Genomic DNA, 15259 nt, shown 5'->3' with positions numbered 1-15259 from the left:
ATGTTGAATCTGCTTAACTTCGCCAACTTCACCTACGGGAAGGTGAGAGCTACGGAATCGCCTCGTCGGTTAAGGATTGTTGCCGCGCGGCGACATTGAAGGTGTGAGATCGCCGATAAAATCGCCGATCCCCGGTCGCTTCACCGCACGAAAGGCAAGCGGGCGACAGAGATCCATCGCCGCGATTCCGATGCGAGCGGTCATCAGGCCGTTGATCACGCCTTCGCCGAGTCGGGCCGATAGCTTCGAGGCCAGCCCATGGCCGAGCACCTGCTGGACGAGACTGTCGCCGACAGCGATCGAGCCGGTGACGGCGAGATGGGCCAGCACGTCACGCAGCAGGCGGAACATGCCGAGCGTGCCGGGGCGGCCGCCATAGAGCTCGGCCATGGCGCGGATCAGGCGCACGGACTCGTAGAGCACGTAAAGCAGATCGACGATCGCGCGCGGGCTGACGGCGGTGACGATCGACACGCGCTTGGAGGCGTTGACGATGAGGGCCCGCGCTTTGCGATCCAGCGGAGCGAGCAGTTCTCGTTCGGCCAAGGCGATCAGATGCGGGGGGTCGATGACCTCGCCCTCGGTCGCCTTCAGCGTTGCCCGGCCCTTCGATGTTTCCGGATTGGCCGCAAGAAGCGTAGTGAGGCGGCTAACGACGGCGCGAGCCTTCGCCGGCCGTGTTTCGAGGATCGCCGCCTCTGCTTCTGCCTTGATCGTCTGAACCGCGGCAAGGCGCATCATGCCCGCGGCCTCGCGGATGACGAGGGCGAGCACGGCGAGGATGCCGATCGCCAGCACGCCAAGAGCTGCATAGCCCAGCCAATCGGCGCGGCTGAAGAGATCGCGGATCAGCCGGTCGGTCCAGAGACCAATGCCGAGCGACAGCAGGATCCCGAACGCGGCTAGTGCGATCTTGCCGAAGGAGGTGCGCCGCTTGCGCGGCGTTGCCACCGCCACTGCGCTCGGATCCCTGTCGGGATTGATGAAGGGATCCTCCTCGTCGGGCGTCAGGACGATGTCTTCCGAGAAGCTTTCTGGTCTGCGTCGGCCTTGCTGTTGCCGACCATTGTCGCCCGGCTCGGCAGCCTCATCCTCATAGGCGAAGGCGGCGGGTGGGCGACGCGGTAAATCGGACGGGGGCTTACTCATGCGAGACGGTCTCCGAACAGGAACTGCATGGCGCGGTCAAGGCGGATATGCGGCACCGACAGCTTGATGCCGCCGGTCTCCTCGAGATGGGGCGGCCGGAATCTGACGACGTTAACGTCGGACAGGGTATCGGCGGTCTCGCCAGAGGCGATGCGGTCGAACAGGCTTCCCGGATCGAGCGGCAGGTCTCCCGGGAAGATCGCGGTCTTTCTCTGGCCATCGAATCGCTCGCCGGCAATGGTTTCGCCCTCCATCGGCGTGCCGACGATGACAGGCAGTTCATGGCCGTCGCGTTTGACCGATGCCTCGCGCGTGGCGCGCACGGAAGCGAGCGCCATCACGTCTATGCCGGCTCCGGCCATGCCGATGCGGGCGATGGCGCGATCGACGAGGCGGCGGGTCAGCGCATCGAGCCGATCATGGCTCTCATGATGGAGATGGTCGGCCTTGGTTGCGGCGACCAGCACGCGGTCGATGCGGCGCCCCAGCAGCGACGAGAGCAGCGAGTTGGTGCCGGGGCGGAAGCAGGCGAGTACGTCGGTCAGCGCGCGCTCCAGATCCTGGAGGGCTTCGGGGCCGCGGTTCATGGCCTGCAGCGCGTCGACCAGCACGATCTGCCGGTCGAGACGGGCGAAATGCTCGCGGAAGAACGGTTTGACGACCACGGATTTATAGGCCTCGTAACGCCGCTCCATCATCGCCCAGAGAGAGCCGCGATCGGGACGTGCGCCCGGCGACAGGACGAGCGGGGCGAAAGTCAGTGCCGGCGAGCCATCGAGATCGCCGGGCAGAAGTAGGCGCCCGGGCGGCAAGGTGGAGAGCGAGCGTTCGTCGGCCTTGCAGGCCTTGAGGTAACCCGCAAAGGCGGTGGCAAGCTCGCGGGCTGCCATCTCGTCGGCGCCGGCATTTATATCGGCGGCACGTGTCAGCGCCAACCATTCCTGCGACAGCTCGGAGCGCACCCCAATTTGCGCAAGCGCGATCGTTTCCTCGCTGAAGGTGCGGTAATCCTTGCCGAGCAGCGGCAGGTCGAGCAGCCATTCGCCTGGATAATCGACGATATCGATTGACAGCCGGCCGGGCGAGAACAGGCGGTTCCAGCCGCTGGCGCTCTGATAATCGAGCGTGATACGCAGTTCGGAAATGGCGCGAGTGGAATCCGGCCAGACGCGGTTCTTCACCAGCGCCCGGATATGATCCTCATATTGGAAACGGGGCACGGCATCATCCGGCTGAGGCTCCAGCCGCACGGCTGAAACGCGGCCCGACTGCACCGGCTCGAACAGCGGCAGCCGGCCGCCATGCAGGAGATTGTGGACAAGCGAGGAGATGAAGACCGTCTTGCCGGAACGGGAGAGGCCGGTGACGCCGAGCCGCACGGTCGGATTGACGAGGCCGCTTGCCCTGTCGGCGAGATTGTCAAACGCGATGCGGGCGTCGTCGGCGAGGGATGTCAGGCGTGGCGGCAAGGCGCAATTCCGGTTGATGACTGCCGGCAATATAGGAAGACTGCGCTGCTCGCAAAAGAAGCGGAGCGAAAGACTTCAGACGACGAGGAAATCGATAAGCCGCCAGCCGGTGGCGGAAGCGTCGAAATCGACAACGGCAAGGCCTGCCGTCGGAAAGCCGGCGGGAAGTGCGTTCACCATGGCCTCGTGGCCGATCAGCGCCTCGAGCGCCTGCTCGATCGTCGGGTTGTGGCCGACCAGCATGACGGCGGCCTTGTCCTGCGCATCGACGATTTCGACATAGGTATCGACCGTGGCGTTGTAGAGCGCGTCGATGTAACTCACGTCCAATGCCACACCCATCGCCCGGTGGACGGCATCGGCGGTGTCGCGGCAGCGCAGCGCCGTCGAACTGATCAGGAGATCGGGACGGTAGCCCTTATCGGCGGCTTTGTCGGCGATAACCTCGGCATCGCCGTAACCTTTTTCGTTGAGCGGCCGGTCGAAATCGCGCTGGCCGGGTTCGGCCCAGGCGGCCTCGGCATGACGCAGGAGATAGATGCGATTGGGCGGAGGCAGCGGTACGGTCATGGGCAAATCCAGGATCGGCGGGTCTTTTCAGTAGCGGTAGCGATCATCCGCCGTCAACCGCCAGCCATGCCGCAATGGCCCAAAACGTGGCCGACAACACGGCGTTTTGAAGACGAAACGAAAATTGCGAACGCGAATAATCATGAGAAAATAGCCCGTTAGCCTAAAATTGTAACAGATTTAAAAATCTGTTTGGCTGTCGTATTTGGCTTGAATCGCGGCTAGCGCTTGGGATATACACCCCGCCAGATGAGATGTTCTTCAGGAGAATCGCGTTGAGTGAGAAGATCGATCTTAGCAATTACGTTCCCTCGGAAGAGGAAGAATTCATGAACGTAAACCAGCGTGCCTACTTCCGGGCAAAGCTGGTGGCCTGGAAAAACGATATCCTTAGAGAAGCGCGCGAAACACTCGACCATCTGGCCGAGGAAAGCGCAAACCATCCCGATCTCGCCGACAGGGCGTCGTCGGAGACCGACAGGGCGATCGAACTTCGCGCCCGCGACCGGCAAAGAAAATTGATCTCCAAGATCGACGCGGCGCTGCAGCGCATCGAAGATGGCACCTACGGCTATTGCGAGGAAACCGGCGAACCGATCGGTCTCAAGCGTCTCGACGCCCGTCCGATCGCGACGCTGTCGATCGAGGCGCAGGAGCGCCACGAACGTCGCGAAAAGGTCTACCGCGACGAATGACCATTCCCATGCAGAGATGAGACACAGTCAGCGCCGCGATCTAATCGCGGCGCTTTTTGTTGAGCCATCTCCCAGCGTGTCGCAGAGGAGGTTACGGGAAAGCGTCGGTCGCCAGAGCTTTCCAGAATGGTTCCCGTTCCGCCTCCGTGGCGAGATCGATCGTCACGAGGGTGCCATTCATGATCCGCCGCCGCATGATGTCGGCCCGCTCGGGCTTCGTTCGACAGGGGCCCCGATCGTGAAGAACCTGCAGACGGGAGCGTGACATCTTCAACTCGCCGGCCAGCAACCGATCCAGGCGTATGCTTGTTGGAAACGGTGCCGTCAGTTCGATTTCCAGGCTCGTCCAGCCTGCGGTCTCGTGCCGTATCTCCTTGGCGAAGTCGAATTCGGCGAACTCGTCCACGCGCTGTGACTTGCGCCGCAGGGCATCAAGATTGAACGTCTCTGCCCGAATCCAGTCCGGGTCGTTGGACTGCAGCGCGTCGAGAATCATCGGATCGACGTCTCGGATATTCCGGCGTTCGAAGATTGGCCGGTTCCACGTCCTTTCGCAGATCAGGCATTTGTAGATCAGCCAGGCGTCGAGCTTGCGACCGTTGGCATTGAGCCGGATCTTGCCGCTGGATCGGAAAGCTCTGAGGCCCCCGCATCCGCCGCAGGCAATCCATGGCTGGGGCGCCGTCTTGGGAGTGATGGTCCATCGGACCCGAAGTGTCTTGCACATATCGTGTTGGCCTTCCGTTCGGAAGTCCACCAAGATGGTGCATGAGAAAACCCTTGCGGGCGCGGTGTGGCGATGTCTTGGGCGGCTGAAGAGCTGAGACAGCGGAGCTGCACATGGCACATTGTAACAATGCCAAACCGGTCTCTCGCCACCACCCGATGAACATGTTCGCATGCCGCCAGCGCGTCGCTTGCGACAATACGGGTGAAACTGGGGTGAGACCGGTATTTACTTAGGCAAAGTCTACCTCGAATGCGCCAATGCTCTTCAGCCTGATCGATAGCAAATGATCAGGGTGATAGGGAGTCCCCCGAGGCATCGGAAACGTGAAAGCCGCAGCATTGCGGCTTTTATGCAACTTCATGACGAAGGCTGAGCGAGAGCAACCGGATGTAAGCGTTTGTCTTACTTGTCGCGATTGACGCTCATTTCGCCGAAGATGCGGGCAACTTCTTTCTGCAGGTCGGTGTCGGCACCGGTGATGGGGGCAAGCTCGGGATCGCGGCGCGGCAGGTTGGCCGGCTGCGGTGCGGCCTGGCGAGGGGCCTGATTTGCCGGGGCCGGCGCGATGCGCTCGGCCGTCAGATTGTTCGACATTTCCTCTTCCAGCACCCGTTGGAAATCACGGCGGATCGCTGCTGCCGATTGCGCAGCCGCATCGTCCTCGGCGGTAGCGGCTGCGGCGCGGGGCGCCGGCATGTCCGGGGCGGAGACCTCGGGCTCGATGCGCTGCTGCGGCAGCACGCGCTGGCGGGCGGCATCCAGGATTTCGGCAGCGCTCGCGGTATCGCGGAACGATGCCGGTTGCGCGCCGGCGAGAGCAGAGGGACGCTCCGAGGCGCGCGGCTGGGGCGGGACAGCGCGTAGGGGTTGGTCGCGTTCCGGCGTTGGAGGCGCCGCCGCCGGTTCTGGCGGAAGAGGGCTGGTGGCCACCGGCGGCGGCACGGTGGGCGGGGCCGATGGTTCGGGGCGCGGGCGCGGCTCCGACGCGGCCTCAGCGAAGGAGGGCTCGGCGGCCGGCTCGGCGCGGGGGATGACCGGCGCACGGGCGGTGGAAACAGGCGGTGTTTCCGGCCGCGGGACTGCTATCGGCCGCTCGGCGGCCGGCTCCGGGCGATAGAGGCTTTCCCGCTGTTCAGCCGTCTCCGGCAGGATGCGGCTTTCGATGACGATATCGGTCGGCCCGCCGATCATGATAAGATGCTCGACATCATCTCGGCGCACGAGCACCAGCCGGCGGCGGGCATCGACGGCTGCCGCATCCAGCACCTGCAGGCGGGGCTGACGGTTGCGGCCGCCGCGTACGAAGGGCGACGGGGCGCGGCCTCGCATCAGCCAGAGTGCTAGAATGAGCAGGAGGAGCGCCAGGCCGACGCCACCGGCCGCAAGCAGGAAACGGCTGCCATAGGCTGCGACAAGATCATCGAACATAGTCACTCACTCCATTTCACTTTCGGCACATATTGACGACTTTTCCGTTCCTTAGGCAAGGGCAACCGGTCCTGTCCAGCCAAGCACGAAGGCGATTTCGTGTTATGCCGAATTGCAGCTGCGGGCTTCGCGCGCAGGCAGCTGCCGCAGGCATCAGCCGCAGATGGCGCTCTTGCCTGTGAATTCAAGCGGTCTTGCCGGCGACCGGTGTTTTTGCCGGCGTGGCAAATTGCTAAGAAGGAAAGAGCGCCTGATTCCCGCTTCTTGTTCGTGCTACGAGGTGGGAGGGGCTTATGCGAGGAATATATGACGAAACCGCGTCAGGTCGACGACTATAACGCACCGCTTGTGGATCGTGGGGGGCGTTCTGGCACGGTTTTGCGCATTCTTCTCCTGGCGCTCGTGTTGATCGCGGCCGCCGGGGCTTTTGTCGTCTTCAAGCGATCGCTCGACAACGAGATGGTGCTCGGCGGTCTCGGCGTTCTCGCCATGGTCGGCATCTTCTTCCTGGTATCCTCGGTCATCGGCTTCATTGAAGTGATGCCGCAGCGCCAGTCTGACAGCCTGGCGCGCGCCTTCCTCAACAGCCACCCCGACGGCACGCTGATCACCGACGAAAAGGGCCGGATCATCTATGCCAACGTCGCCTATGGCGCGCTCACCGGCGCGCGCAAGGCGACCGAAGTGCAGACGCTGGAAACGCTGCTGTCGCGGCACCGTGAATCCAACGAGGCGCTCTACCGGCTGGTCAATGGTCTGCGCGAGGGCAAGGAGGGCCGGGAGGAATTCCGCCTGCTGCGCGCCGTCGGGCCCGGCAGCAACAGCTCGGGTGCGCATTGGTACCGGCTGAAGGTGCGGCTGCTGCAGCCGGAGGATGATGGCGGCAAGCCGCTGCAGATCTGGCAGATCACCGACATCACCGCCGAACGCGACGATCAGGAGCGCTTCTTCAAGGAGCTGCAGAATGCGATCGACTATCTCGACCACGCGCCGGCCGGCTTCTTCTCCGCCGGCAGGAAGGGCGAGATCTTCTATCTGAACGCGACGCTTGCCGAGTGGCTGGGCCTGGACCTGACCAAGTTCCTGCCGGGCTCGATGTCGATCCGCGACCTGGTGGCGGGCGAGGGGCTGGCGCTGATCCAATCGGTGCAGGCCGAGCCCGGCCTGAAAAAAACAGTGACGCTGGATCTCGATCTGCGCAAGGCCAACGGCCAGAGCCTGCCGGTGCAGATCATCCACAGCGTTACCTCGATGCGCGACGGCGCCCCAGGCGAAAGCCGAACGATCGTGCTGGCGCGCGAAAAGAGCAGCGAGAGCGGCCAGTCCGCTTCGGCTGCCGCCATGCGCTTCACCCGCTTTTTCAACAATACCCCGATGGCGATCGCCTCGGTCGACGGCGACGGACGCATCCTGCGCACCAACGCTCCGTTCCTGAAGCTGTTCTCCGGCATCGTCTCGCGCGACGACCTGGAAAAGGCGCCGTATCTCGAAACCATCGTGCAGGAGAGCGACCGGCCGCAACTGGCCGCGGCGCTGACGGCCGCCAAGGACCGGCAGGGTGACATCCCGCCACTCGACACCCGCACGCCGACCGACGAGGCGCGCTATTTCCGTTTCTATGTCAACGCCGTCATCGATCAGAGCGACGAGGCGCCGGAAGAAGCGGCGATCGTCTATGCCGTCGAGGTGACCGAGCAGAAGGCGCTGGAAGCGCAGATGGCGCAGACGCAGAAGATGAACGCTGTCGGAACGCTCGCCGGCGGTATTGCCCATGACTTCAACAACGTCCTGACGGCGATCCTGCTTTCTTCCGATCATCTGCTGCTGCAGGCGCGTCCTTCCGATGCAAGCTTCGCCGATCTGATGGAGATCAAACGCAACGCCAACCGTGCCGCGGTGCTGGTGCGCCAGCTGCTCGCCTTCTCGCGCAAGCAGACGATGCGGCCCTCGGTGCTGAACCTCACCGACGTCGTCGGCGACCTGCGCATGCTGGTCGACCGGCTGCTCTCGGGCACCAATGTCAAGCTCGATGTGCAATATGGCCGCGATCTCTGGCCCGTCAAAACGGACCTTTCGCAGTTCGAACAGGTGCTGATCAATCTCTGCGTCAATGCGCGCGACGCCATGCCCGACGGCGGCACGCTGACGCTGCGCACCCGCAATCTGACCGCAGCCGATGTCGCGACGTTCAACTATTCATACATGCCGGCCGAGGACATGGTGCTGGTCGAAGTCGCCGATACCGGTACAGGCATCGCGCCCGAGATCATGGACAAGATTTTCGAGCCCTTCTTCACCACCAAGGATGTCGGCAAGGGCACCGGGCTTGGCCTCGCCATGGTCTACGGCATCGTCAAGCAGTCGGGCGGCTACATCCAGCCGGAATCCGAAGTCGGCAAAGGCACGACCTTCCGGGTCTTCCTGCCGCGCTATGTCCCAGAGCCGGCGATTGCCGCGGAGGCGGGTTCGATCGATAGTGCCATCAATGAAGTCCCAGCTGCGCCCGAGGCGCTGGCGGCTCAGCAGCCGGAGGATCTGACCGGCTCGGCCGTCGTCCTTCTCGTCGAAGACGAGGAGGCGGTGCGCCGCGGCGGCAAGCGCATGCTGGAAACGCGGGGCTACACCGTGCATGAGGCGGGCTCGGGTGTCGAGGCGCTGAGCATCATGGAGGAGCTTGAGGGCAAGGTCGACATCGTCGTTTCCGACGTGGTGATGCCTGAAATGGATGGCCCGACGCTGCTGCGCGAACTGCGAAAGAACTATCCCGACCTGAAATTCATCTTCGTCTCCGGCTATGCCGAGGACGCCTTCGCCCGCAATCTGCCGCCGGATGCAAAATTCGGATTTTTGCCGAAACCGTTCTCGCTGAAGCAGCTTGCTGTGGTGGTGAAGGAAACCTTGGATAGCTAATTACGGCTTTGATAGTTTCCGGAGAGGGCACGCTGTCCAGCCAATCTCCCCACCTGTGGGGGAGATGTCCGGAAGGGCAGAGGGGGTGCCCCACGGCACTATCTATCTGCATGGCGGGACCAGCCCGCCCGTCAAAAATTACTCACCAAGCGCCACGGCAATCTCCGCCGCAAGCCGCGCATTGTTCTCCACCAGCGCGATATTCGTCTTCAGGCTCTGGCCATCCGTCAGGTCGAAGATGGTCGACAGCAGATAGGGGGTCACCGCCTTGCCGGTGATTTCGTCGCGTTCGGCGCTATCAAGCGCCCGCTCGATATAGATCTCCATCTCCTCACGGGCGATTTCATCGGCTTCCGGCACCGGATTGGCGACGAGCATGCCGCCGTCGATACCGAGCTGTTCGCGCACCGTCTGGAAATTGGCGATGGCCGCTGGGCTGTTCAGCGACAGCGGACTGCGGATGCCTGAGGAGCGCGACCAGAAGGCGGGGAATTCTTCGCTCTCATAGGTGACCACAGGCACGCCGCGGGTCTCCAGCACTTCGAGAGTTTTCGGAATGTCGAGGATCGCCTTGGCGCCGGCGCAGACGACGATAACGCCGGTGCGGGCCAGTTCCTCGAGATCGGCTGATATATCGAAGCTTTCCTCGGCACCGCGATGCACGCCGCCGATGCCGCCTGTGGCAAAGACACGAATGCCGGCGCGGGCCGCCGCGATCATCGTCGCCGCGACCGTGGTGGCGCCGGTGCGCCGTTCGGCGATCGCGAAGGCGAGATCGGCCCGCGACACCTTCATCACCTCGGTTGCCTTGGCAAGCTGCTCCAGTTGCGCGGCTTCAAGGCCGATATGCAGCGTGCCGTGGATGACTGCGATCGTCGCCGGCACCGCGCCCTGTTCGCGAATGATCGTTTCAACGCTGCGCGCCATTTCGATGTTGCCGGGATAGGGCATGCCATGAGTGATGATGGTCGATTCCAGCGCCACCAGCGGCGCGCCGCGCTGCTTGGCGCTGGCGACCTCCTTCGAATAGGCGATCGGCAGAAGAGGGGAGATGGGCTTGGTCATGATCTTGTCCTGTGATCGGCGGAGCATGATACCGAAAAGCGTGGGCGGTTTTCGAATAGCTTCATGCTCAACTCTATAATTCAGTCGCTTCAATGTAGAATTCTGACCTCGGGAACAAGGGCAAGTGCCTCATTCAAGAGAGCCGGCGTTAGATTTTCGTTGACGGCGTGCGGTGACTGCACCGTGAGCGCTGCCGCCGCCGCGCCGTGGCGAACGGCCTCCTCCAGCGGCAGACCCGATATCAAGGCGGCAAGCGTGCCGGCGGCAAGGGAGTCGCCGGCGCCCGTAACATCGGCGACGGTATCGGCGATTGGCGGCTGCAGCGCCACGGCGCGGTCTTTGCAAATCGCAACGAGTTCGCGCCGGCCGCGCGTGACGACGGCGTTTCTGATGCCGATCTCGTTCAGGAGCGGCGGCCAACCGCCCGAATCCTCCGGCTGCACGCCGGTAACGGCAGCGGCTTCGGCCTCGTTAAGGAACAGATAGTCGATATCCCCAATGCAGGGTCTCAGCCGGACCACCTTGGCCGGCGAGATAGCGATGGCCGCGACGGGTTTGGCCAGGAAGTTCGCCTTGGCGACGATCGCCGCGATCGTCTCTTCCGGCAGATTGGCGTCGACGAGAATGAAATCATGCGCGGCGAAGGCCTCGCGCACCCAGCGGATGGATAGGCGCCGCGGCACGAAGAAACGGTAGAGATCCATGTCGGCAAGGGCGATCACGAGGTCGCCGTTCTTTTCGATGATCGCCGTATAGCTCGGCGTCTTGCGATCGAGGAAGACGAAGGGGCGGTCGTCGATGCCGGCGAAATCGGCAGCGTCGCCGACCATTTTGCCAGTGGCGTCGCCGCCGCGCGGCGAGATCATCGTCACGTGAAAACCCAGTCTTGCAAGGTTGCGCGCCGCGTTGAAACCGCCGCCGCCCGGCTCCTCGAACCAGGTGCCGGGATTGCTGGCGCCTGGCGCCGTTTCGCCGGAGATGCGGCCGCGCCGGTCGATATGGGCACCGCCGAGAACAAGAATCTTTTTCATTAACTTATCCACTCTCATAGCGCGCGAAAGGCGAATCGATGCATTCCGCCTTGCTGCGACAAAGCTGGCGCGTAGTGCCTAAGCCGTTGCTTTGCATCGATAAAACAAATGTAGAACACGGACCGTTTTACCTTTTTCTTTCAAATGTTTGTACGCCTATTGCGGGAATGGAACAAATGGGGTACAAACTCGACATTGCTTGAGCGGCTTCAATAACCTAAAGGTGGATCGGATGTCTCAGAATTCATTGCGGCTGGTAGAGGACAAATCGGTGGACAAAAGCAAGGCGCTCGAAGCGGCACTCTCACAGATAGAGCGGTCGTTCGGCAAGGGCTCGATCATGAAACTCGGTTCCAACGAGAACGTTGTCGAGATCGAGACGGTTTCGACGGGCTCGCTTGGTCTCGATATCGCGCTCGGCATTGGCGGCCTGCCGAAGGGCCGTATCATTGAAATCTATGGGCCGGAAAGCTCGGGCAAAACAACGCTTGCGCTGCAGACCATTGCGGAATCGCAGAAGAAGGGGGGTATCTGCGCCTTCGTCGATGCCGAACACGCGCTCGATCCTGTCTATGCCCGTAAGCTTGGCGTCGATCTGCAGAACCTCCTGATCTCGCAGCCAGACACCGGCGAGCAGGCGCTCGAAATCACCGACACGCTGGTGCGCTCCGGCGCCGTCGACGTTCTCGTCGTCGACTCGGTCGCCGCGCTGACGCCGCGCGCCGAAATCGAAGGCGAGATGGGCGACAGCCTGCCGGGTATGCAGGCCCGCCTGATGAGCCAGGCGCTGCGCAAGCTGACCGCTTCGATCTCCAAGTCGAACTGCATGGTGATCTTCATCAACCAGATCCGCATGAAGATCGGCGTCATGTTCGGTTCGCCGGAAACGACGACCGGCGGCAATGCGCTGAAATTCTATGCCTCCGTGCGCCTCGATATTCGCCGCATCGGCTCGGTCAAGGAGCGCGAAGAAGTGGTCGGCAACCAGACGCGCGTCAAGGTCGTCAAGAACAAGATGGCGCCTCCCTTTAAGCAGGTCGAGTTCGACATCATGTATGGCGAAGGCGTGTCGAAGACGGGCGAACTCGTCGATCTCGGCGTCAAGGCCGGTATCGTCGAGAAGTCGGGCGCCTGGTTCTCCTATAACAGCCAGCGTCTTGGTCAGGGCCGCGAAAACGCCAAAACCTTCCTGCGCGACAATCCGGATCTCGCTCGCGAGATCGAGCTGGCGCTGCGCCAGAATGCCGGCCTGATCGCCGACCGGTTCCTGCAGAATGGCGGTCCGGATGCCGATGACGGCGATGCTGCCGCGGAAATGTAATTTTCGCGCTTGAACTTGATCTGATATGTCAGCCGGCCGCCTTCCCTCATCAGAATGCGGCCGGTTTTGTTTGTCGGCTGGACAGTGGCGGAGGCGAACGTTAAAAGCCGATGGATTTGAATTTATCTGCCTCCGGCAGCATTGAAGGGCATAGAATGAGCGGCGTGAACGATATCCGGTCGACCTTCCTCGACTATTTCAAGAAGAACGGCCACGAGATCGTTCCGTCCAGTCCGCTCGTGCCGCGCAACGACCCGACGCTGATGTTCACCAATGCCGGCATGGTACAGTTCAAGAACGTCTTCACCGGCCTTGAAAAGCGTCCTTATGCCACGGCGACAACCTCGCAGAAATGCGTGCGCGCCGGCGGCAAGCACAACGACCTCGACAATGTCGGTTATACCGCGCGTCACCTGACCTTCTTCGAAATGCTCGGCAATTTCTCCTTTGGCGATTATTTCAAGGAGAATGCGATCGAGCTTGCCTGGAAGCTGGTGACCGAAGGGTTCGGCCTGCCGAAGCATCGTCTGCTGGTGACCGTCTATTCCGAAGACGAGGAAGCCGCGGCTTTGTGGAAGAAGATCGCCGGTTTCTCCGACGACAAGATCATCCGCATCCCGACCTCCGACAATTTCTGGCAGATGGGCGATACCGGCCCCTGCGGCCCGTGCTCGGAAATCTTCATCGACCAGGGCGAGAATGTCTGGGGCGGCCCTCCCGGTTCGCCCGAGGAAGACGGCGACCGGTTCCTGGAATTCTGGAACCTGGTTTTCATGCAGTTCGAGCAGACCGAGCCGGGTGTTCGCAATCCGCTGCCGCGTCCGTCGATCGACACCGGCATGGGTCTGGAGCGCATGGCCTGCATCCTCCAGGGCGTTCAGAGCGTGTTCGATACCGATCTTTTCCGCACGCTGACCGGCACCATCGAGGATACGATAGGAGTCAAGGCGGAAGGCAGCGCCAGCCACCGCGTCATCGCCGACCATCTGCGCTCCTCGGCCTTCCTGATTGCCGACGGCGTACTGCCGTCGAATGAGGGCCGTGGCTATGTGCTGCGCCGTATCATGCGTCGTGCCATGCGCCATGCCCAGCTTCTCGGCGCCAAGGAGCCGCTGATGTACAAGCTGCTGCCAACGCTAGTGCAGGAGATGGGCCGCGCCTATCCGGAACTCGCGCGCGCGGAGGCGCTGATCTCGGAGACGCTGAAGCTCGAAGAAGGCCGCTTTCGCAAGACGCTGGAGCGTGGCCTGTCGCTGCTCTCGGATGCGACCGCTGATCTCGACAAGGGCGACATGCTGGATGGCGAGACCGCCTTCAAGCTTTACGACACCTACGGCTTCCCGCTCGACCTGACGCAAGACGCCCTGCGCGCTCGCGAGATCGGTGTCGACATCGCCGGCTTCACCGATGCCATGCAGCGCCAGAAGGCCGAAGCCCGCTCGCACTGGGCCGGCTCCGGCGAAAAGGCGACGGAAACCATCTGGTTCGAGCTTAGGGAAAAGCATGGCGCAACCGAGTTCCTCGGTTACGACACTGAAGCCGCCGAAGGCGTGGTGCAGGCGATCGTTAGGGACGGCGCCGTTGCTGCGGAGGCCAAGGCCGGCGATAAGGTGCAGATCGTCGTCAACCAGACGCCGTTCTACGGCGAATCCGGTGGCCAGATGGGCGATGCCGGCGTGATCTCGTCCGACCACGGCAAGATCGAGATTTCGGACACGCAGAAGAGGGGCGAAGGCCTGTTCGTGCATCTGGGCACTGTCATCGAAGGCGTGGTCAGGGATGGTGATGCTGTCGCGATGACGGTCGATCACGCCCGCCGTTCGCGACTGCGCGCCAATCATTCGGCGACGCACCTGCTGCATGAGGCGCTGCGCGAAGTGCTGGGTACCCACGTCGCTCAAAAGGGTTCGCTGGTTGCGCCCGAGCGTCTACGCTTCGACGTTTCGCATCCGAAGCCGATGACGCCTGAAGAGCTGAAGATCGTCGAGGATATGGCAAACGAAATCGTGCTGCAGAATTCGCCGGTCACCACGCGGTTGATGAGCGTCGACGATGCGATCGCCGAAGGCGCGATGGCGCTGTTCGGCGAGAAATACGGCGATGAGGTGCGGGTCGTCTCGATGGGCACAGGCCTTCATGGCGCAAAGAGCAACAAGCCTTACTCGGTCGAGCTTTGCGGCGGCACGCATGTGTCGGCGACCGGCCAGATCGGCCTCGTACGCATCCTCGGCGAAAGCGCCGTCGGCGCCGGCGTTCGCCGCCTCGAAGCGGTGACCGGCGAATCGGCGCGCGAGTATCTCGCCGAACAGGATGATCGTGTGAAGACGCTCGCGGCCTCGTTGAAAGTTCAGCCCTCGGAAGTTCTTTCGCGCGTCGAGGCGCTGATCGACGAGCGCCGCAAGCTGGAAAAGGAATTGGCCGATGCCAAGCGCAAACTCGCCATGGGCGGCGGGCAGGGCGGCTCGGGCGATGCCGTGCGCGAGGTCGCCGGCGTGAAATTCCTCGGCAAGTCGATATCGGGTGTCGATCCCAAGGACCTGAAGGGGCTCGCCGATGAGGGCAAAACCAGCATCGGCTCCGGCGTCGTCGCCCTCATCGGTGTATCCGAAGACGGCAAGGCGAGCGCCGTCGTCGCGGTGACGCCGGATCTCGTCGAGCGCTACAGCGCCGTCGATCTCGTCCGCATCGCCTCGGTAGCCCTCGGCGGCAAGGGCGGCGGCGGCCGCCCCGATATGGCGCAGGCCGGCGGTCCTGATGGATCGAAGGCCGACGAGGCGATCGAAGCCGTGGCTCTGGCGCTCGCCGGCTGAGTTGACGGTTCATTCCTAAGCCGTAAGGTCGGCTTCCGCCTTAGCTTGGTGGTGAACGTTCTTGATTCGGCGTTCTCCCAG

General features: G+C 62.7%; 11 protein-coding genes. 4 read left to right on the top strand and 7 right to left on the bottom strand.

Annotated elements, in window-relative coordinates:
• Positions 1-69 precede the first annotated feature (69 nt).
• From RHE_RS11915 to RHE_RS11905, 3 genes are all read right to left on the bottom strand, one after another.
• Complete coding sequence (locus RHE_RS11915) at positions 70-1149, bottom strand: YcjF family protein (RefSeq protein WP_011425592.1); 1080 nt, start codon at positions 1147-1149, stop codon at positions 70-72.
• Positions 1146-2618, bottom strand: a complete 1473-nt coding sequence (locus RHE_RS11910; RefSeq protein ID WP_011425591.1) for a YcjX family GTP-binding protein — start codon at positions 2616-2618, stop codon at positions 1146-1148. Before RHE_RS11910 ends, RHE_RS11915 begins: the two co-directional genes overlap by 4 nt.
• Before the next feature lie 75 nt (positions 2619-2693).
• Positions 2694-3188: a SixA phosphatase family protein gene (locus RHE_RS11905; protein ID WP_011425590.1), complete on the bottom strand. Its 495-nt coding sequence runs from the start codon at positions 3186-3188 to the stop codon at positions 2694-2696.
• A 275-nt stretch (positions 3189-3463) separates the two neighbouring features.
• Here RHE_RS11905 and dksA point away from each other — a divergent pair, with 275 nt between their 5' ends.
• The gene (gene dksA, locus RHE_RS11900; protein ID WP_008525884.1) at positions 3464-3883 is read left to right on the top strand and encodes an RNA polymerase-binding protein DksA; all 420 of its coding nucleotides are present in this window, start codon (positions 3464-3466) and stop codon (positions 3881-3883) included.
• Between the two features lie 91 nt (positions 3884-3974).
• Here dksA and RHE_RS11895 read toward each other — a convergent pair whose 3' ends face one another.
• Positions 3975-4610 (bottom strand): DUF1062 domain-containing protein, encoded by a 636-nt coding sequence (locus tag RHE_RS11895; RefSeq protein WP_042118554.1) that lies wholly within the window; start codon positions 4608-4610, stop codon positions 3975-3977.
• Positions 4611-5015: 405 nt separating this feature from the next.
• Positions 5016-6041, bottom strand: a complete 1026-nt coding sequence (locus RHE_RS11890) for a flagellar biosynthetic protein FliO (RefSeq protein ID WP_011425587.1) — start codon at positions 6039-6041, stop codon at positions 5016-5018.
• A 306-nt stretch (positions 6042-6347) separates the two neighbouring features.
• Between RHE_RS11890 and cckA the strand changes: the two genes are divergently transcribed.
• A complete protein-coding gene (gene cckA / locus RHE_RS11885; RefSeq protein WP_011425586.1) occupies positions 6348-8951 on the top strand; it encodes a cell cycle histidine kinase CckA in 2604 nt (867 codons plus the stop codon).
• A 138-nt stretch (positions 8952-9089) separates the two neighbouring features.
• Here cckA and RHE_RS11880 read toward each other — a convergent pair whose 3' ends face one another.
• Positions 9090-10016 carry a pseudouridine-5'-phosphate glycosidase gene (locus RHE_RS11880; RefSeq protein WP_011425585.1) on the bottom strand — a complete coding sequence of 309 codons (927 nt, stop codon included), beginning with the start codon at positions 10014-10016 and terminating at the stop codon, positions 9090-9092.
• An 89-nt stretch (positions 10017-10105) separates the two neighbouring features.
• Complete coding sequence (locus RHE_RS11875; RefSeq protein ID WP_011425584.1) at positions 10106-11065, bottom strand: carbohydrate kinase family protein; 960 nt, start codon at positions 11063-11065, stop codon at positions 10106-10108.
• 214 nt (positions 11066-11279) lie between these two features.
• On the opposite strand from RHE_RS11875, the gene recA reads away from it, so the two are divergent.
• Positions 11280-12368 carry a recombinase RecA gene (gene recA / locus RHE_RS11870; RefSeq protein WP_011425583.1) on the top strand — a complete coding sequence of 363 codons (1089 nt, stop codon included), beginning with the start codon at positions 11280-11282 and terminating at the stop codon, positions 12366-12368.
• A 155-nt stretch (positions 12369-12523) separates the two neighbouring features.
• Complete coding sequence (gene alaS / locus RHE_RS11865) at positions 12524-15178, top strand: alanine--tRNA ligase (RefSeq protein ID WP_042118550.1); 2655 nt, start codon at positions 12524-12526, stop codon at positions 15176-15178.
• Positions 15179-15259 lie beyond the last annotated feature (81 nt).

Origin of the sequence: Rhizobium etli CFN 42 (assembly GCF_000092045.1) — a bacterium.
GTDB classification, from domain to species: Bacteria; Pseudomonadota; Alphaproteobacteria; order Rhizobiales; family Rhizobiaceae; genus Rhizobium; species Rhizobium etli.
This window is presented reverse-complemented; position numbering and strand designations above follow the sequence as displayed.

What these genes read in the sequence shown, in the direction of transcription:
- RHE_RS11895 (WP_042118554.1), bottom strand. Translation starts at nt 4,610, where the DNA reads ATGTGCAAGACACTTCGGGTCCGATGGACCATCACTCCCAAGACGGCG.
- RHE_RS11890 (WP_011425587.1), bottom strand. Translation starts at nt 6,041, where the DNA reads ATGTTCGATGATCTTGTCGCAGCCTATGGCAGCCGTTTCCTGCTTGCG.
- RHE_RS11905 (WP_011425590.1), bottom strand. Translation starts at nt 3,188, where the DNA reads ATGACCGTACCGCTGCCTCCGCCCAATCGCATCTATCTCCTGCGTCAT.
- recA (WP_011425583.1), top strand. Translation starts at nt 11,280, where the DNA reads ATGTCTCAGAATTCATTGCGGCTGGTAGAGGACAAATCGGTGGACAAA.
- RHE_RS11915 (WP_011425592.1), bottom strand. Translation starts at nt 1,149, where the DNA reads ATGAGTAAGCCCCCGTCCGATTTACCGCGTCGCCCACCCGCCGCCTTC.
- RHE_RS11880 (WP_011425585.1), bottom strand. Translation starts at nt 10,016, where the DNA reads ATGACCAAGCCCATCTCCCCTCTTCTGCCGATCGCCTATTCGAAGGAG.
- cckA (WP_011425586.1), top strand. Translation starts at nt 6,348, where the DNA reads ATGACGAAACCGCGTCAGGTCGACGACTATAACGCACCGCTTGTGGAT.
- alaS (WP_042118550.1), top strand. Translation starts at nt 12,524, where the DNA reads ATGAGCGGCGTGAACGATATCCGGTCGACCTTCCTCGACTATTTCAAG.
- RHE_RS11875 (WP_011425584.1), bottom strand. Translation starts at nt 11,065, where the DNA reads ATGAGAGTGGATAAGTTAATGAAAAAGATTCTTGTTCTCGGCGGTGCC.